Origin of the sequence: Pantoea cypripedii (genome assembly GCF_002095535.1) — a bacterium.
Classification (GTDB): domain Bacteria; phylum Pseudomonadota; class Gammaproteobacteria; order Enterobacterales; family Enterobacteriaceae; genus Pantoea; species Pantoea cypripedii.
In genome coordinates this window covers 4,390,608-4,408,400 of the sequence record NZ_MLJI01000001.1, presented here as the reverse complement: position 1 = coordinate 4,408,400, position 17,793 = coordinate 4,390,608, and the positions used below count along the sequence as shown (strand labels likewise).

Here is a 17,793-nt window from a genome sequence, read left to right as displayed (position 1 = left end):
AAAACGCGTTGCTGACGCCATGTTGTATGTTAGTAAGGGTAGGTTTTTTTGGGAATATGTGCATACTGTGCGCTTTTTGATGGCCAGAGCGGTCGGCAAACCGCCTGATCGACTCCAACAAAAGATAACTCTATGAGCTCGGAAAACAAGCAGTCCCTAGGCGCAGTCACGCTGGCCGCCATCGGCGTGGTGTATGGCGATATTGGTACCAGCCCGCTTTATACCTTACGTGAATGTCTCTCCGGCCAGTTTGGCTTTGGTGTGGAACGCGAAGCGGTATTTGGCTTTCTTTCCCTGATTTTCTGGCTGCTAATTTTGGTGGTGTCGCTGAAATACATCAGCTACGTGATGCGTGCGGATAACGCCGGTGAAGGTGGGATTCTGACGCTCATGTCACTGGCGGGACGTAATACCGGTGCCAGAGCCACGGCGATTCTGGTGATTATGGGGTTAATTGGTGGCAGCTTCTTCTATGGTGAAGTGGTCATCACCCCGGCTATCTCGGTGATGTCGGCGATTGAAGGCCTGGAAATTGCCGCTCCTTCGCTCGATCCCTGGATTGTTCCGCTGTCGATTACCGTATTAACCCTGCTATTTATCATCCAGAAACACGGTACCGGTATTGTTGGCAAACTGTTTGCCCCGGTGATGCTGCTGTGGTTTATCGTGCTGGCGGTACTCGGTGCGGATAGCATCATCAAAAACCCGGAAGTGTTGCAGGCGCTTAACCCGTCGCATGCGGTGTACTTCTTTGTGCATTACAAAACTGTCTCCTTCTTTGCGCTGGGCGCTGTGGTGCTGTCGATCACCGGTGTGGAGGCGTTGTATGCCGATATGGGGCACTTCGGTAAGTTGCCGATTCGCGTGGCATGGTTCGCGGTGGTGCTGCCGTCGTTGGTGCTAAATTACTTTGGCCAGGGCGCGCTGCTGCTGTCTCATCCTGAAGCCATCAAAAACCCCTTCTTCCTGCTGGCCCCGGACTGGGCGCTCATTCCGCTGTTGATCCTCGCCACGCTGGCGACGGTGATTGCTTCGCAGGCGGTTATTTCCGGCGTGTTCTCGCTGACGCGTCAGGCAGTGCGTCTGGGCTATCTGCCCCCGATGCGTATTATTCATACCTCTGAGATGGAGTCCGGCCAGATCTACGTTCCGGTGATCAACTGGCTGCTCTATTTCGCCGTGCTGATTGTCATCGTCAGCTTTGAACATTCCAGCAATCTGGCGGCAGCGTACGGTATCGCGGTAACGGGCACCATGGTGCTGACCACCATTTTGTCCTGCACCGTGGCGATCAAAAACTGGCACTGGAATAAAATTCTGGTCAGTTTCATTCTGGTTTCGTTGCTGTGTATCGATGTGTCGCTGTTCTCCGCCAACCTGGTGAAAATCTTCTCCGGCGGCTGGCTGCCGCTCTCCCTGGCGCTGGTGATGTTTATCGTCATGACCACCTGGAAAAGCGAGCGTTTCCGCCTGCTGCGCCGTATGCATGAACACGGCAATTCTCTCGAAGCGATGATTGCTTCACTGGAAAAATCACCGCCGGTGCGTGTGCCGGGCACCGCGGTGTATATGTCGCGTGCGTTAAACGTCATCCCGTTTGCCATGCTGCATAACCTCAAGCACAACAAAGTGTTGCATGAACGTGTGGTGCTGCTGACGCTGCGTACCGAAGATGCGCCTTATGTGCATAACGTGCGACGGGTGACGATTGAACAGCTGTCACCGACTTTCTGGCGTGTGGTCGCCAGTTATGGCTGGCGTGAAACGCCGAATGTGGAAGAGATTTTCCACCGCTGCGGGCTGGAAGGCCTGAACTGCCGCATGATGGAAACCTCGTTCTTTATGTCGCATGAGTCGCTGATTATTGGCGACCGACCGTGGTATCTGCGTCTGCGCGGTAAGCTGTTCCTCGCGCTACAACGCAATGCGCTGCGCGCGCCGGATCAGTTTGAAATCCCGCCGAACCGGGTGATTGAACTGGGAACTCAGGTCGAGATCTGACACCCTTTGCGCGTCCGCTTACCAGCTGAGCGTGACGCGCAATCCCCCTGCTTCTCGCTGACTAAATACCACGCGAATACCATGCAGCTGCGCGATATTCTTCACAATGGATAAGCCCAGCCCACTGCCGTTTTGCGTTTGTCCGGGAGGTCGCCAGAAACGTTCCCCCAACCGCGCTAAGTGCGCATCGCTCACGCCCGGACCATTATCGTCAATGGTGAGGGTACGTGCAGCCAGCCTGACCTCTACCAGGCTACCGCCGGGGGTATAACGCAGCGCGTTATCCAGCAAATTACGCACCATCAATGACAACAACAGCTGATGACCGTTCATCACCGGCTCGGCGGCCATGTGTAACTGAAGTTCGATATTTTGCTGTTCTGCCTGCGGATAATGCTCGGCCAGCAAGGTTTGCAGCAATGGAGCCAGGGCGACTGGCTGGAACTCGCTACGCAGATCGTCCGCTTCCACCCGGGACAGCGTAAGCAGCTGATCCACCAGCCGGGTGGCACGCAGGATCCCGGCATCCAGTTGCTGTAGCGCACGGTTGCGCATCGCCTCATCGTCATCCGCCAGCTGGATCACTTCACTCTGCACCCGTAGTGCTGCCAGTGGCGTGCGCAGCTCGTGGGCGGCATCTGAGGTAAAACGGCGTTCACGCTGGACCATCTCAGCCATGCGGTTGAACAGGCCGTTTAACGCCTGAACCAGCGGTTGAACTTCTTTCGGCAGCCGCACAAGCGGCAACGGCGTGGCATCATCGGCGGCACGCTGGTGGAGTGAGCGGGTGAGGCGTTTCAACGGGCGCAATTCAAACCACACCAACCCCAGCAACAATACCAACATAAACGGCAGTGCGAACAACCATGGCATGATGCTGCTCTGGGCCAACGTGCGCGTCATATCATCGCGATAATCCTTCTCCTGACCCACTACCACACGATAGCGTTGATCCGGAGAAGTCAGCCATAGCAGACGCCAGCTGTCATCATCATCCCGCAGACGCCCATCGCGGAAACCGTCGCGCCGGTCATCAAACTGTAAATCGCGACCGTTTTCGCCATCATTCAGCAGGAGTTTGCCATCGTGACTAAAAATAGCGAAGGCCAGCGCGTCGTCATCCTGTTTACCCCGATGCTTACTCAGGAGCGCTTTGTTTTTTGGCAGAGTGGCTTCATGCAGCGTGGCCGGATCGAGTGCCAACAGGCGTTTGGCAAACAGCATTTGCTGGGTATCGAACAGTTCATTAACGGTGTCGCGCGTCTGGTGCCAGGCGCTCAGGCTGGCGCTGCCCCAGCACAGGATGATCAGCACGACAAAGCCGATGGCGAGGCGCAGGAACAGACTCATTCTGCCGCTCCCAGCGTGTAGCCAACACCATGCACGGTGCGGATAAACTGGCTGCCAAGTTTTTTGCGCAGATGGTGGATGTGGACTTCGACCGCATTACTGGAGACATCGTCATCCCAGCTATACAGTTTTTCCTCCAGCTGGCTGCGTGTCAGCACCCGGCCAGGATTGCGCAGAAACAGTTCCAGCAGGGCCAGCTCGCGGCTTTTTAGCATGACCGGATCTCCGTCATACAGCACGCTATGGCTGGCGGGTGACATCACTACCTTGCCGTGGCGTAATTCGGGTTGTAACTGGCCATGCCGACGGCGAATCAGCGCCTGCAAACGTGCCGCCACTTCCGTCAGGGCAAAAGGTTTGCAGAGGTAGTCATCTGCTCCCAGCTGCAATCCCTGCACCCGCTGATCGAGCGCATCCCGTGCGGTCAGGATCAATACCGGGACATCCTGACCCTGCTGACGCCACTGGCGCAGAATATCGAGTCCATCCCGTTCAGGCAGGGACAAATCAAGAATTACCGCATCCCAGGGGGCAGATGCCAGCGCCTGAAATCCCGCATCCCCGGAAACAAACCAGTCCACACTAAAACCGAGTTTGGTCAGGCCGACTTTCAGGCCATCACCAATGATCCCGTCGTCCTCAATCAATAAAATCCGCATGTAAAACCCTCCTTTCCTGCTGGTGTTATACGAAGCAGAGTTACGCATGTACAGGAGAAATGGCGACATTTTGCCTGTTTTTCACCAATTTTAATTAATTGATCAGCCTTAAGATCCTGTTAAGAACCTTATGGTGAAATAGCCCGCGTATCCCGCACATTTCATGGAAAAGAGGTGAATCAAATGAAAAAGCATGCAGCACTTTTCGCGATCGTTGCGCTGGTTGCCACGCCGGTTCTGGCGGCACAGCAGGGTGGATTTGTCGATCCCAATGCGCCAGCCGTACAAAGTCATTCAGGTGGTTTTCAGGCTGGCAACACCAGCGTAGTAACGGTGAAGCAGGCAGAAGAGATGAAGGACGATAGCTGGATCACCGTGCGCGGTTCTCTGGAGAAGCAAATAGGCAAGGAGGATTACTTGTTCCGCGATGAGACCGGCAGCATGAAGGTCGAAATTGATCACAAGCATTGGAATGGGCAAACCATTTCACCGAAGGATCGGGTTGAGCTGACAGGTGAGCTGGATAAAGATTTCAATGCGATTGAGCTGGATGTGAAACAAGTGAAAAAACTGCCGTAAACGCATTCAGGGGCTGCCATGGCAGCCCCTTTTCGTTATTGCACCAGCCAGACGGAGTGCTGCCCCGGTGTGTTGCCCTGCGTCCAGTAGGCCGCTTTATAGGTTTTCCCCTGATAAATGACACTATCGCCGCCGGAATAGGCCATCGATGCTTTCCATTCTGTTATCTGAGATGGATTGGCCAGTTTCCAGGCATCGTTATAACCGGGTCTGAATAGCGTCCAGTATTTCGCGACGTATTTGATCCCTTCATAGGTCACTTTGTCCCCTGCCACATAAGGCGTACCCGCTTGCCATTCCGGAAACTCGGTGCCCGGCTGATCCGGTGTGGTCGGATTTTCCGGTGCAGTGACTGTTATGGTCACGCGTTTAGTGTCTTGTTTGCCATTTTTGCTCACGGTTAATTCATAGATGGCGGTACCGCTGGAATTCGCTGGGAAGAGGGCGCGAACCTTAGCCTGTCCTAATGCGCTTACCCAGCCACCCTTTTCTTCTTCCTGTAGCCAGAAGCTGCCCTTGCCTCCTGTGACTTTCCAACTGTATGAATCGGCATTTTTACTGCCGGAAGCATCCAGCTCGCGGACAATCGATCCATCAGATGAGCTGATGACGCTAAAATCGGCAGGCACCACCGCGACAGGCGCGTTATCGGTGTTGCCACCGGAATTATTATCTCCGTCAAATGTTCCTCCGGCGCTCATAATGACTTCGGTCGGATACGTACCGGTCATGTCATAGGTTGCGCAGGTATTGGGGTTCGAATCGGAGATATAGCTCTGCCATGGGGTGGCGGTATCGGAATACACACCCGAGACGTCATTGTACTTAACAACAAAATTGGTACGTTGCGCGCAGGTGAGTTCTCCGTTCAAAAACCACTCAGCCCAGCCCAACAGGCTTGGTTGCAGATCTGACCAACGAGCAGGTACGGATACGATACCGATGATGGTCTCTTGACCGGTAGTCTGATCGGTGACAGAACCTTGCCAGGTTGTCAGACTTTGCGCGGCATCCTGTCCGGTACGTTTCACGTTGAAGGTATATTTATGGCCAACTTCCCAGTCATAAGGAATATGGCAACTCATACCGGTATCGGGGTCGGTCGAATCTGCGCCGCGCTTACAGGCTTCAACGTTACTTTGGGTGCCTTTGCCGAAAATGCTGAACAGCGCGGTTTTGCCATACTCACCATTTGGCTGGAGACCAAAATAAAAAGCGCCTTCACTCATATACCAGCCCTGATAAGCCCAGTACCAGGGTGGCGCTTCATTTGTCATTTCCTGCACTTCCATGCTTGCCGTCAACGCGCTGAGCATTTTGCTGCTCTGCATGTTGGGATGGGTGCTGAAATGTACGTTCGGTGTGCGGGCTTTATCTCCCTGATCGTTATGCGCTTTTGCCACAGGCACATTGACAGTTAAGAGCGAGAGCGCAATCAAACTTCCGAGTGTTTTCACCTTGAAATTCATCATTGTCCTTAGATAAATCCATCTGTATTTACAGCCAGCGGATGGTTGTTCAGTGTTGGTTTTTGCGTGAAGTGACATATCCGGACACATCAGAAAACATATTGACATGAGGTTAAATAAGGAATTTCTCCTGAAAACCAGGTGAGTTCTTTAGTCGGAGGTAAAAGAACTCAGGTTTTTTCCGCCTAACTCAAATTTTCCCCGGTACAAGCGAAACGTTTCGATGGCGATCACATTTCCGTGATGTCGCCATTGAGTTGCGGTGGACATTTTATACACTCCGGTCAGCGAAACGTTTCGCTGTGGAGTGGAAGAAATGAAGAAAGGTCGCTTGTTAAACGCTGAAATCTCTCATGTGATTGCCCGTCTGGGACACACGGATACGCTGACGATTGCTGATGCGGGGTTACCCATTCCGCTGGGGCCGCAACGTATCGATCTGGCGCTGACGCCAGGTACGCCCGGGTTTTTACAGGTTGTTGAGGTGGTAACTGAAGAGATGCAGGTCGAAAGCGCTCTGATGGCGGAAGAGATTAAGCAACACAATCCGCAGCTCCACAGTGCTCTGCTCGCCGTGCTCGAAGCCTTGCAACAGCACCAGGGAAATACCATTGCCGTTAGTTACATCAGTCATGAACAGTTCAAACAACAGACTCAGCGTAGTCAGGCGGTCATTCGCAGCGGAGAGTGTTCTCCGTATGCGAATGTCATCCTGAGCGCGGGCGTTACCTTCTGAGGTCGTTATGCAACCGTTATTGCAACTCAAAGGGATTGAAAAGTCATTTCCCGGTGTGAAAGCGCTGAAGGGCGCATCGCTGTCGGTCATGCCGGGGCGTGTCATGGCGCTGGTGGGGGAAAACGGTGCCGGTAAATCCACCATGATGAAGGTGTTGACGGGTATCTACAGCATGGATGCGGGATCGCTACAGTGGCTGGGCCAGGAAACCACTTTCTCCGGGCCGAAAGCGTCACAGGAAGCTGGCATCGGCATTATTCACCAGGAACTGAATTTGATCCCGCAACTGACGGTCGCGGAGAACATCTTCCTTGGGCGTGAATTTGTTAACCGTTTTGGCCGCATCGAGTGGAAAAAGATGTATGCCGAAGCGGATACGCTGCTGCAACGCCTCAACCTGCGTTTCAACAGCCATAAGCTGGTGGGTGATTTGTCGATTGGTGACCAGCAGATGGTGGAAATCGCCAAGGTACTCAGTTTTCAGTCGCGGGTGATCATTATGGATGAACCGACTGATGCGCTGACCGATACCGAAACGCTGTCGCTCTTCCGCGTCATTAATGAACTGAAGGCGCAGGGCTGCGGCATTGTCTACATCTCCCACCGTATGAAAGAGATTTTCGAGATTTGCGATGACGTCACGGTGTTCCGTGATGGTCAGTTTATTGCCGAACGTACGGTCAGCGAACTCAGCGAAGATAGCCTGATTGAGATGATGGTGGGTCGTAAGCTGGAAGATCAATATCCACATCTCGGCCAGGCACCCGGCGCGGTACGTTTGCAGGTGGAAAACCTGAGTGGCCCAGGGGTGCATGAAGTCAGCTTTACCCTGCGCAAAGGGGAAATCCTTGGCGTTTCCGGTCTGATGGGTGCAGGCCGTACCGAATTGATGAAGCTGCTGTACGGCGCACTGCCACGCAGCGGCGGCAAGGTGATGCTTGATGGCCGTGAAGTGGTGACGCGCGCACCGCAGGATGGCCTGGCGAATGGCATCGTTTATATCTCCGAAGATCGCAAACGCGATGGCCTGGTGCTGGGCATGTCAGTGAAAGAAAACATGTCGCTGACTGCATTGCGTTATTTCAGCCGTGGCAACGGTAGCCTGAAGCACGCTGAAGAACAGCTGGCGGTAGGCGATTTCATCCGCCTGTTCAACGTTAAAACGCCTTCGATGGAACAGCCGATTGGCCTGCTTTCCGGCGGTAATCAGCAAAAAGTGGCGATTGCCCGTGGGCTGATGACGCGGCCGAATGTGCTGATCCTTGATGAGCCGACGCGTGGTGTTGATGTTGGCGCAAAAAAAGAAATCTATCAGTTAATCAACCAGTTTAAAGCCGATGGGCTGAGCATCATCCTGGTGTCGTCCGAAATGCCGGAAGTGCTGGGCATGAGCGACCGCATTCTGGTGATGCATGAAGGCCACCTGAGTGGCGAATTTACCCGTGAGCAGGCTACCCAGGAATCCCTGATGGCGGCGGCAGTCGGTAAGCAACACAGCGAGGAGTTAGTTGTATGAGTACCCAAACCTTACCCGCCAGCCGTCGCTGGTTCAGCAAAGCCTGGTTGCTGGAGCAGAAATCGCTGATCGCGCTGATTGTGCTGATTGCCGTGGTTGCCAGCCTCAGCCCGAATTTCTTTACCGTTGCCAACCTGTTCAACATTCTGCAGCAGACCTCGGTGAACGCCATCATGGCGGTCGGGATGACGCTGGTGATCCTGACGTCCGGTATTGATCTTTCGGTTGGCTCGCTGCTGGCGCTGACCGGTGCGGTAGCCGCCTCGATCGTCGGCCACGAAGTGAATGCGCTGGTGGCCGTGGCTGCGGCGCTGGCGCTTGGCGCGGTGATCGGCGGGGTTACCGGCACAATCGTGGCACGCGGCAAAGTGCAGGCGTTTATCGCCACGCTGGTGATGATGTTGCTGTTGCGCGGCGTCACCATGGTTTACACCGATGGCAGCCCGATCAATACCGGCTTTAGTGACAACGCCGATTTGTTTGGCTGGTTCGGTATTGGTCGCCCGCTGGGTATTCCGACGCCAGTATGGCTGATGGCGGTGGTATTCGGGCTTGCCTGGTACATGCTGCACCACACACGCCTGGGTCGTTATATCTATGCGCTGGGCGGCAACGAAGCGGCAACGCGTTTGTCCGGGATTAACGTTAACCGCGTCAAAATCATCGTTTATTTACTGTGCGGCATGTTGGCTGCGCTGGCAGGCACCATCGAGGTGGCACGCCTGTCATCAGCCCAGCCAACAGCGGGTACCGGTTATGAACTGGATGCGATCGCTGCTGTGGTGTTGGGCGGAACCAGCCTGGCGGGTGGTAAAGGTCGCATTATGGGGACGCTGATCGGGGCACTGATTCTCGGCTTCCTCAACAATGGACTCAATCTGTTGGGTGTCTCCTCTTACTACCAAATGATTGTTAAAGCAGTCGTCATTCTGCTGGCAGTGCTGGTGGATAACAAAAGCAGTAAATAACTCTGACCTTCACACAGGATTCATTAATGAAAAAGTTAACCGCATTGGCCGTCATTCTTGGCGCCACTCTCAGTGCCAGCGCGATGGCGAAGGATACTATCGCTCTGGTGGTTTCAACGCTGAACAACCCATTCTTTGTTGCGCTGAAAGATGGCGCACAGAAAGAAGCTGACAAACTGGGTTATAACCTGGTGGTGCTGGATTCGCAGAACAACCCGGCGAAAGAGCTGGCGAACGTGCAGGACCTCACGGTACGTGGCACTAAGCTGCTGCTGATCAACCCAACCGATTCTGACGCCGTGGGCAATGCCGTGAAGATGGCCAACCAGGCAAACATTCCGGTTATCACCCTTGACCGCGTAGCGGCTCAGGGCACCGTGGTCAGCCACGTGGCGTCTGATAACCGCTTTGGCGGCAAGATGGCCGGTGACTTTATTGCGAAGAAAGTCGGTGACGGCGCGAAAATCATCGAATTGCAGGGCATTGCCGGTACTTCAGCAGCCCGCGAGCGTGGCGATGGTTTTAAACAGGCTGCCGAGGCGCACAAATTCAATATTCTTGCCAGCCAGCCGGCTGATTTTGACCGTACTAAAGGCCTGAACGTGATGCAGAACCTGCTGCAGGCGCATCCGGATGTGCAGGCGGTGTTCGCGCAGAACGACGAAATGGCACTGGGCGCACTGCGTGCATTGCAGACCGCCGGTAAAACCGACGTGGTGGTGGTGGGCTTTGACGGCACCGCAGACGGTGTGAAAGCCGTTGAAGCGGGCAAACTGACTGCCACTGTCGCACAGATGCCTGATAAGATTGGTATCATCGGCGTAGATACTGCGGATAAAGTACTGAAAGGTGAAAAAGTGCAGTCGATCAATCCGGTCGATCTGAAACTGGTTACCAAATAACACGCGAAGAAAAGCAGGGCAACGCGCCACCGTTGGGTGGCGCATTCTTGATGGATCACTCCCTATGAGCAAAAGCGCAAAACTGGCCGTACTCGGCAGCATCAATGCCGATCACATCCTCAATCTCGCCCACTTCCCACGTCCGGGCGAAACGGTGATCGGGAAACAGTATCAGGTTGCCTTTGGCGGTAAAGGGGCTAATCAGGCGGTAGCGGCCGGACGAGCCGGTGCCGATATCGCCTTTATTGCCTGCGTTGGTGCAGATGACATTGGCGAACGCATTCGTCAGCAGCTGCAGCAGGACCGTATCGATACCGCTCCGGTAGAAACCGTGGCGGAAGAAGCCACCGGTGTGGCAATGATCTTCGTAAATGGCGAAGGTGAAAATAATATCGGCATTTATTCTGGTGCCAACGCGGCATTAACGCCGGCCTGCGTGGCGCGTCATCAACAGGTTATCGCAGACGCGGATGCCCTGTTGATGCAACTGGAATCCCCACTGGAAAGCGTGCTGGCGGCAGCGAAAATTGCCAAAGCACAGCAGACGCAGGTGATCCTCAATCCGGCTCCGGCGACGCAACTTTCCGATGAACTGCTGGCGTTGATCGATATCATCACGCCAAATGAAACCGAAGCCGAGATTCTGACGGGCATCGCGGTAAAAAGTGATGAAGATGCTGCACGTGCCGCCGCAGCGTTGCATGCCAAAGGTATTCAAACCGTGTTGATTACGCTGGGACGCCGCGGTGTCTGGCTGAGTGAGCAGGGCGATGGTGTGCGCATTCCGGGCTTCAGCGTACAGGCCGTGGATACCATCGCCGCTGGCGATACCTTCAACGGTGCGTTTATTACTGCCCGTCTTGAAGGCGTAGCCATGCATGATGCGGTGCGTTTTGCCCATGCGGCAGCGGCGATAGCCGTTACCCGTCCTGGTGCGCAGCCCTCGGTACCCTGGCGTACTGAGATTGATGCCTTCCTGCAACAACAGGGATAAGCGCTTGGCTACCATGAAAGATGTCGCCCGCCTGGCGGGCGTCTCAACCTCCACCGTTTCGCATGTCATTAATAACAATCGCTTTGTCAGCGAGCAGGTACGCGAAAAGGTGGAGCAGGCCATTCGTACCCTGAATTACGCTCCCTCCGCATTGGCGCGCAGCCTCAAAATCAATCAGACACGCACCATTGGTATGTTATTGACGGCCAGCAGCAACCCCTTCTATTCGGAAGTGGTACGTGGTGTGGAGAATAGCTGCTATGAACGGGGCTACAGTCTGATTCTGTGTAATACCGAAGGGGATGAGGAGCGCATGAATCGCAGCCTGGAAACGCTGTTGCAGAAGCGCGTTGATGGCTTGCTGATCATGTGTACCGAAACTCACCTGCCATCGGCAGATATCCTGAATCGTTATCCGTCGATTCCTATGGTGATGATGGACTGGGCACCGTTTGAAGGACGTGGTGACATTATTCAGGATAACGCGCTGTTAGGCGGTGAACTGGCGACGCAGCATCTGATCGATCGTGGCTATCGCCGTATTGCCTGCATTGCCGGTCCGCAGGATAAAACACCCGCGCGGCTGCGTCTGGATGGCTTCCATAAAGCCATGTCCGGCAGCGGATTGCCGGTATTGCCAGGGTACGTGGTGGACAGTGATTTTGAGTTTCAGGGCGGTTTTAATGCCATGAACCAGCTGCTGACCCTGGACCCCCTGCCGGAGGCGGTATTTACCAGCAACGATGCGATGGCGGTCGGCGTTTATCACGCATTGTTTCAGGCCGGGTTGCGTGTGCCACAGGATATCGCCGTGATGGGATACGATAACATTGAACTCTCGCGTTATCTGACGCCGCCGCTGAGTACCATCCATCAACCGAAAGATGAGTTGGGTGAACTGGCGATTGATACGCTGATTCATCGCATGAGCGATCCCGACGCCAGTCAGCAAACGCTGGTCCTGACGCCGGAGCTGGTGGAGCGAGGTTCGGTTTAGGCGCCTTTCTTCTTTTTATCACGGTTGGTGATTAAATGACGGCCATCGCCATTACGCAGCAGCATAAAGGTGAAGGCGGCCAGCACGGTGATCACCCCCATGGTAAGAAAGGTGGCATGAAAATGCTGCACCGTGGTGCCACCAAATTCCTGATAAAAGCGCAGCACCGCTGCACTTACCGCGACACCAAAGCTGATCGACAACTGCTGCGTAACGGCCAGCACGCTATTACCGCCACTGGCATTCTCATCATTCAAATCGGCCAGAGTGATGGTGTTCATGGCGGTGAACTGTGTCGACATTGCCATCCCCAGCACGAATAACGCCAGCAGCAGCATGGCCACACTTCCGCCCGGTGATTGCAGTGAGAAGCTGGCAATCAGAATTCCGATAATCACTGAAATGCCGACCAGCGTGTGGCGATAACCAAAGCGTCGCAGCACCTGGGTGACGGTGGATTTCGCCAGCAATGAGCCGATAGCGGTCGGCCCCATCATGCAACCGGCAATAATCGCTGGATAACCAAATCCAACCTGCAACATCAGTGGCATCAGGAACGGAATACAACCGGTACCCAGACGCGAAGCGATATTGCCGATGATGCCGATGGAAAACGTGCGGGTTTTAAACATCGGCAGGCTGATCAGCGGTGCCGGATGGTGACGCGCATGAACAATATATAGAAGAAGCAACAACACACCGGCAAACAACACGGCGGTTGCCTGCCACGGTGACACAATGCGTTCGCCAAACAGTTCGATACCAATGGAGATCAGTACCAGGCCTACACCGAACAACACAAAACCGCCAAAGTCGAAGCGGCGTTTCGGTGTGGTGAAATCCGGCATGTATTTCCGGGCATAAAAGATGCCGAGCAGACCGATGGGAATGTTAATCAGGAAGATCCAATGCCAGCTGGCATAGGTAACCAGTAATCCGCCCAGCATGGGTCCGAGAATCGGCCCGACCAGGCCGGGCATGGTAACAAAGTTGAGGACAGGCAACAGTTCACTGCGTGGATAGGCGCGTAACAGCGCCAGTCGTGCGACCGGCATCATCATCGCCCCACCAATCCCCTGAACCACTCGCGAAAATACCAGCATGCCCAGGCTGCCTGATAACGCGCAGGCCAGTGAACCCAAGGTGAATAATGCAACCGCCAGAATAAAGATTTTGCGCGTGCCGAAGCGATCGGCCAACCAGCCACTGACGGGAATAAGCATTGCGACAGTTAATGTGTAGCTAATGACAGCGGATTGCATGGCAAGTGGGGAACGTTCAAGACTGGTTGCGATGGCAGGAAGCGCGGTGTTGAGGATGGTGGCATCAAGCGATTGCATGAAAAATGCCATAGCGGCGATCCAGGGCAACCCGGCCATACTGCGCGCGGAGCGAATCATTTAAAGTCCTTCTTTAATAAAATTCTGTCTGCAGCAGGGGAAAACTGCGATTGGAGAAACAGGATAGCACCGACGTTTAGGAGCATTACGATGATTTGTGCCGCGCGCGGGGCTGTTTTGGGTGTTTCTTCATCGCAAAATGTCTTCTTTTTACCCGTTCGACTAAAAAAGTAGCGCTCAGTCAATTTTTTGCAATAAACGCTTGTCAGTCAGAATTATCTCCCTATAATGCGCCTCCACTGACACGGCAAAGCGGCAACGCAGACGGTCAGCGAGGGACGAAGTGATTCATCCCGCCGGAGAAAATCGCTGAAAAAAGTGATTGACTCTGAAGGAGGAAAGCGTAATATACGCCACCTCGCGACAGACGGTTAACCCGCTGCTCGCACTGCTCTTTAACAATTTATCAGACAATCTGTGTGGGCACTCGCAGGATTGATATCAAAAGTCTACGGACTTAAAAAATATCAAGTCTCAAGAGTGAACACGTAATTCATTACGAAGTTTAATTCTTTGAGCATCAAACTTAAATTGAAGAGTTTGATCATGGCTCAGATTGAACGCTGGCGGCAGGCCTAACACATGCAAGTCGAACGGTAGCACAGAGGAGCTTGCTCCTTGGGTGACGAGTGGCGGACGGGTGAGTAATGTCTGGGGATCTGCCCGATGGAGGGGGATAACTACTGGAAACGGTAGCTAATACCGCATAACGTCGCAAGACCAAAGTGGGGGACCTTCGGGCCTCACACCATCGGATGAACCCAGATGGGATTAGCTAGTAGGTGGGGTAACGGCTCACCTAGGCGACGATCCCTAGCTGGTCTGAGAGGATGACCAGCCACACTGGAACTGAGACACGGTCCAGACTCCTACGGGAGGCAGCAGTGGGGAATATTGCACAATGGGCGCAAGCCTGATGCAGCCATGCCGCGTGTATGAAGAAGGCCTTCGGGTTGTAAAGTACTTTCTAGCGGGAGGAAGGGTTGAGGTTAATACGCGTCAACCATTGACGCTACCGCACGAAGAAGCACCGGCGTAACTCCGTGCCAGCAGCTAGCTAGCTAGGGGGTTGCKYCTAGTACGAGAGGACCGGAGTGAACGCACCACTGGTGTTCGGGTTGTCATGCCAATGGCATTGCCCGGTAGCTAAGTGCGGAAAAGATAAGTGCTGAAAGCATCTAAGCACGAAACTTGCCCCGAGATGAGTTCTCCCTGACCCCTTGAGGGTCCTGAAGGGACGTTGAAGACGACGACGTTGATAGGCCGGATGTGTAAGTGCAGCGATGCATTGAGCTAACCGGTACTAATGACCCGTGAGGCTTAACCTTACAACGCCAGAGGCGTTTTGGTTGTGAGAGACCAAGAGAAGAATTTTCAGCATTGTTTACCGGATTTAGTTGTGTCCTGCGGAGTCAAGTCCGAAGGATTTTGCGCTGAAGCAAGGCGGCAAAAGAGACGGAAGGAAGGAGCATACATGAGTATGTGACTGACTTACGCGAATGCAGCCAACGCAGCAGCAGTGCAAAAGACACAGGACAGAGCACAAAGAATTTGCCTGGCGGCTGTAGCGCGGTGGTCCCACCTGACCCCATGCCGAACTCAGAAGTGAAACGCCGTAGCGCCGATGGTAGTGTGGGGTCTCCCCATGCGAGAGTAGGGAACTGCCAGGCATCAATCAAGTGAAGAAGCCCTGAACGAAAGTTCAGGGCTTTTTTACGTCTGTGAATCAGAAGAAATTCATGTACTACTCTGCGAAGCAAGCCACTGAACAATGAATTCAGCAATCTGTTCAGGCTGATTAATATCCAGGGATGCTATCGGAAGTTCCAGATCAGCATCACTTGCCACTGCGATGACATGCTTATCAAGTAAATCCGCCACTTCGCCTTTAACACCTGCCCGCCAGAGTACGATCTTTGCAATTGGCTCATCTTTAAAACCCTCAACCAGCACCAAATCCAGCATCGATTTATCCATATGTGATGCCAGTTGTTCCAGGTTTAACGGTTCATCAGGTGTCTCGCACATCAAAGCCCAGCGTTGATTGCTGGCAACGATCACCTGATCGGCTCCCGCTTTTCGCAGCAGATAACTATCTTTTCCCGGCTTATCGATATCCATATGATGATGTGTGTGCTTAATCAGGCCTGGACGAATCCCCTGAGCTTTCAGTAAGGGAATGACCTTCTCTAACAACGTGGTTTTACCTGTTCCGCTCCAGGCGGCGATCGCCAGCAAAGGTACTGTCATGATGACATTTCCTCATCCCGCAGATCGTCAGGTGTATTGATATTACGAAACGCTGATTCAGGATCTGCAAAGGCCACGGCATGTCCGCCATTTTCCTGCAAGAACCGCATCAGACGGCGTTCTCCGCTTAACAGGCTGGCTTCGAGATTATCCGCTAAACAACGATTCACCAAAGCCAGCGCTGGATGATCGCGCAGAGAGGATTTTACCCACACCGCTGACGCATCAGCTTTTTGTTGCCATAGACGCGCGACAAAATCGTCAGGGATCCATGGCGTGTCACAGGCACAGAACGCTACCCATTCGGTTTTGCTGTGGCGTAAGCCGCTTAGCATACCTGCCAGTGGGCCGGGATAATCCGCCAGTGAATCGGTAACAATCTGAGAACCGCTTGCCTGATAACGATCAATGTTACGATTGGCACTTATCAACACAATATTGACCTGCGGCCGAAAACGGCGCAGAACGTGTTGATAAAGGGGCTCACCCCGAAGCAGCATCAATCCTTTATCCTCACCACCCATACGGCGTCCCTGGCCGCCAGCCAGAATTACGCCGGTTAATGCTGTCATTTTCGTCTCCTTACTCATAGTGGACGATACTTACAGGTCGGCAGCCCAACACCTGCATAAAGGAATGAATGATGAAATACCACCGTCTCAACGAACTGCTCGAACTCCTGCAACCGGCATGGCAGAAGGAGTCTGATCTTAACCTGTTGGCATTTTTACAAAAACTGGCACAGGAATCAGGTTTCAGTGGCCCATTAAGTGAATTAACTGACGACATATTGATTTACCATCTCAAAATGCGTGATGCAGGCAGTGATGCTGAGATTCCCGGGCTGAAAAAGGATTATGAAGTGGACTTCAAAACCGCGCTATTACGCGCACGCGGTGTGATTAGGGATGATGAGTAGTGCTATCCTTGCGCATTAAAGCAAAGGTAACACACAGGCCAAATGATGAGCGAAGCAGCCTTTAATTTCCAGACACTGAATCCCGATGTCATCCTTGATGCACTTTGGGAGACAGGTCTGCGCGTCGAATCTGGCTTAACCGCCCTTAATAGTTACGAAAACCGCGTCTATCAATTCAGTGATGATGAAAAGCGTCGCTATGTGGTGAAGTTTTACCGCCCACAGCGTTGGAGCGCTGGCCAGATTTTGGAGGAACACCAGTTTACCCATGATCTACTGGCCGATGAAGTCCCTGTTGCAGCCCCTCTGGAGCTACAGGGAAGCACGCTGAACAGCCATGCAGGATTTATGTTTGCCGTGTTTCCGAGTCTGGGTGGTCGGCAGTATGAAACCGATAATGAAGAACAGATGGAGTGGGTTGGCCGTTTTCTGGGGCGAATCCATCAAACAGGCCGTCAGCAGCATTTTGAGCAACGGCCGACTATTGGCCTGGATGAATATATTGTGCAGCCGCGTCAGCAGCTGGAACAAAGCATGCTGGTACCGAATGCATGTAAAGCTCCGTTGCTGGCGGCTGTAGATAAGCTGTATCACACGCTGCAGCAGCGATGGAATACGCAATGGCAGCCACTGCGTTTACACGGTGACTGCCATCCAGGCAATATTCTGTGGCGTGATGGACCGATGTTTGTCGATCTTGATGATGCGCGTACCGGACCTGCAATCCAGGACCTGTGGATGTTAGTGAATGGTGATCTTCAGGAACAACGCATTCAGTGGGATATTTTGCTGGAGGCTTACAATGAATTCAGTGACTTCGATTTACATGAATTGTCACTGATTGAGCCTTTACGCGCGATGCGCATGGTTTATTATTTAGCCTGGGTCGTGCGTCGCTGGCAGGATCCTGCTTTTCCACGAGCCTTTCCGTGGATGACCGATGAGGATTTTTGGCATCGGCAAATTGTACTTTTTACCGAGCAGGAGAAGCTGTTAAACGAACCGCCGTTGCAGCTTAGCCCGCAATATTAATGAAGCAGTCAGGAGAATTTT

At 53.5% G+C, this 17,793-nt stretch carries 16 protein-coding genes, 1 rRNA gene and 1 other annotated feature; of the genes, 11 read left to right on the top strand and 6 right to left on the bottom strand.

The genetic code is table 11. From position 1 onward, the window contains the following. The first annotated feature begins 132 nt into the window (after nucleotides 1–132). Nucleotides 133–2,001: a low affinity potassium transporter Kup gene (gene kup, locus HA50_RS20630; RefSeq protein WP_084878093.1), complete on the top strand. Its 1,869-nt coding sequence runs from the start codon at nucleotides 133–135 to the stop codon at nucleotides 1,999–2,001. 18 nt (nucleotides 2,002–2,019) lie between these two features. Here kup and qseC read toward each other — a convergent pair whose 3' ends face one another. Both qseC and qseB read right to left on the bottom strand, forming a co-directional pair. Further along, nucleotides 2,020–3,351 carry a quorum sensing histidine kinase QseC gene (qseC, locus tag HA50_RS20625; RefSeq protein ID WP_084878090.1) on the bottom strand — a complete coding sequence of 444 codons (1,332 nt, stop codon included), beginning with the start codon at nucleotides 3,349–3,351 and terminating at the stop codon, nucleotides 2,020–2,022. Then, nucleotides 3,348–4,010, bottom strand: a complete 663-nt coding sequence (gene qseB, locus HA50_RS20620) for a quorum sensing response regulator transcription factor QseB (RefSeq protein ID WP_084878088.1) — start codon at nucleotides 4,008–4,010, stop codon at nucleotides 3,348–3,350. Before qseB ends, qseC begins: the two co-directional genes overlap by 4 nt. Before the next feature lie 183 nt (nucleotides 4,011–4,193). On the opposite strand from qseB, the gene HA50_RS20615 reads away from it, so the two are divergent. Next, the gene (locus HA50_RS20615; protein ID WP_084878086.1) at nucleotides 4,194–4,589 is read left to right on the top strand and encodes a YgiW/YdeI family stress tolerance OB fold protein; all 396 of its coding nucleotides are present in this window, start codon (nucleotides 4,194–4,196) and stop codon (nucleotides 4,587–4,589) included. 35 nt (nucleotides 4,590–4,624) lie between these two features. On the opposite strand, the gene HA50_RS20610 is transcribed toward HA50_RS20615, so the two are convergent. Continuing rightward, nucleotides 4,625–6,136 (bottom strand): DUF3472 domain-containing protein, encoded by a 1,512-nt coding sequence (locus tag HA50_RS20610; protein ID WP_158087423.1) that lies wholly within the window; start codon nucleotides 6,134–6,136, stop codon nucleotides 4,625–4,627. A 238-nt stretch (nucleotides 6,137–6,374) separates the two neighbouring features. Between HA50_RS20610 and rbsD the strand changes: the two genes are divergently transcribed. The 6 genes from rbsD to rbsR all read left to right on the top strand — a co-directional run bounded on the left by rbsD (nucleotide 6,375) and on the right by rbsR (nucleotide 12,171). Then, on the top strand, nucleotides 6,375–6,794 hold the full coding sequence (rbsD, locus tag HA50_RS20605) for a D-ribose pyranase (RefSeq protein ID WP_084878081.1): 420 nt from the start codon (nucleotides 6,375–6,377) through the stop codon (nucleotides 6,792–6,794). Between the two features lie 7 nt (nucleotides 6,795–6,801). Next, complete coding sequence (gene rbsA / locus HA50_RS20600; RefSeq protein ID WP_084878079.1) at nucleotides 6,802–8,310, top strand: ribose ABC transporter ATP-binding protein RbsA; 1,509 nt, start codon at nucleotides 6,802–6,804, stop codon at nucleotides 8,308–8,310. Beyond that, nucleotides 8,307–9,278, top strand: a complete 972-nt coding sequence (gene rbsC / locus HA50_RS20595) for a ribose ABC transporter permease (RefSeq protein ID WP_084878077.1) — start codon at nucleotides 8,307–8,309, stop codon at nucleotides 9,276–9,278. Before rbsA ends, rbsC begins: the two co-directional genes overlap by 4 nt. A 26-nt stretch (nucleotides 9,279–9,304) precedes the next feature. After that, nucleotides 9,305–10,180 (top strand): ribose ABC transporter substrate-binding protein RbsB, encoded by an 876-nt coding sequence (gene rbsB, locus HA50_RS20590; RefSeq protein ID WP_084878074.1) that lies wholly within the window; start codon nucleotides 9,305–9,307, stop codon nucleotides 10,178–10,180. 64 nt (nucleotides 10,181–10,244) lie between these two features. Further along, nucleotides 10,245–11,174, top strand: a complete 930-nt coding sequence (gene rbsK / locus HA50_RS20585) for a ribokinase (protein ID WP_084878072.1) — start codon at nucleotides 10,245–10,247, stop codon at nucleotides 11,172–11,174. Between the two features lie 4 nt (nucleotides 11,175–11,178). Further along, complete coding sequence (rbsR, locus tag HA50_RS20580; protein ID WP_409521686.1) at nucleotides 11,179–12,171, top strand: ribose operon transcriptional repressor RbsR; 993 nt, start codon at nucleotides 11,179–11,181, stop codon at nucleotides 12,169–12,171. Here the strand turns inward: rbsR and mdtD are convergent. Next, nucleotides 12,168–13,571, bottom strand: coding sequence for a multidrug transporter subunit MdtD (gene mdtD, locus HA50_RS20575; protein WP_084878067.1), 1,404 nt, complete (start codon nucleotides 13,569–13,571; stop codon nucleotides 12,168–12,170). The two genes, rbsR and mdtD, sit on opposite strands and share 4 nt — an antisense overlap. 536 nt (nucleotides 13,572–14,107) lie before the next feature. Continuing rightward, nucleotides 14,108–14,886 (top strand) — a sequence feature (most likely nonfunctional fraction of RNA operon). Nucleotides 14,887–15,125: 239 nt separating this feature from the next. On the opposite strand from mdtD, the gene rrf reads away from it, so the two are divergent. Further along, nucleotides 15,126–15,241: ribosomal RNA gene (rrf, locus tag HA50_RS20570) — 5S ribosomal RNA — on the top strand. 67 nt (nucleotides 15,242–15,308) lie between these two features. On the opposite strand, the gene mobB is transcribed toward rrf, so the two are convergent. Beyond that, the gene (gene mobB / locus HA50_RS20565) at nucleotides 15,309–15,821 is read right to left on the bottom strand and encodes a molybdopterin-guanine dinucleotide biosynthesis protein MobB (protein ID WP_084878065.1); all 513 of its coding nucleotides are present in this window, start codon (nucleotides 15,819–15,821) and stop codon (nucleotides 15,309–15,311) included. Next, entirely contained in the window at nucleotides 15,818–16,393 is a 576-nt protein-coding gene (gene mobA, locus HA50_RS20560) for a molybdenum cofactor guanylyltransferase MobA (RefSeq protein ID WP_084878063.1), read from the bottom strand. Before mobA ends, mobB begins: the two co-directional genes overlap by 4 nt. 71 nt (nucleotides 16,394–16,464) lie before the next feature. Between mobA and HA50_RS20555 the strand changes: the two genes are divergently transcribed. Together HA50_RS20555 and HA50_RS20550 are read left to right on the top strand one after the other, a co-directional pair. Then, nucleotides 16,465–16,740 carry a YihD family protein gene (locus tag HA50_RS20555; protein ID WP_084878061.1) on the top strand — a complete coding sequence of 92 codons (276 nt, stop codon included), beginning with the start codon at nucleotides 16,465–16,467 and terminating at the stop codon, nucleotides 16,738–16,740. 45 nt (nucleotides 16,741–16,785) lie between these two features. Beyond that, complete coding sequence (locus HA50_RS20550) at nucleotides 16,786–17,772, top strand: serine/threonine protein kinase (RefSeq protein ID WP_084878059.1); 987 nt, start codon at nucleotides 16,786–16,788, stop codon at nucleotides 17,770–17,772. Nucleotides 17,773–17,793: the final 21 nt, after the last annotated feature.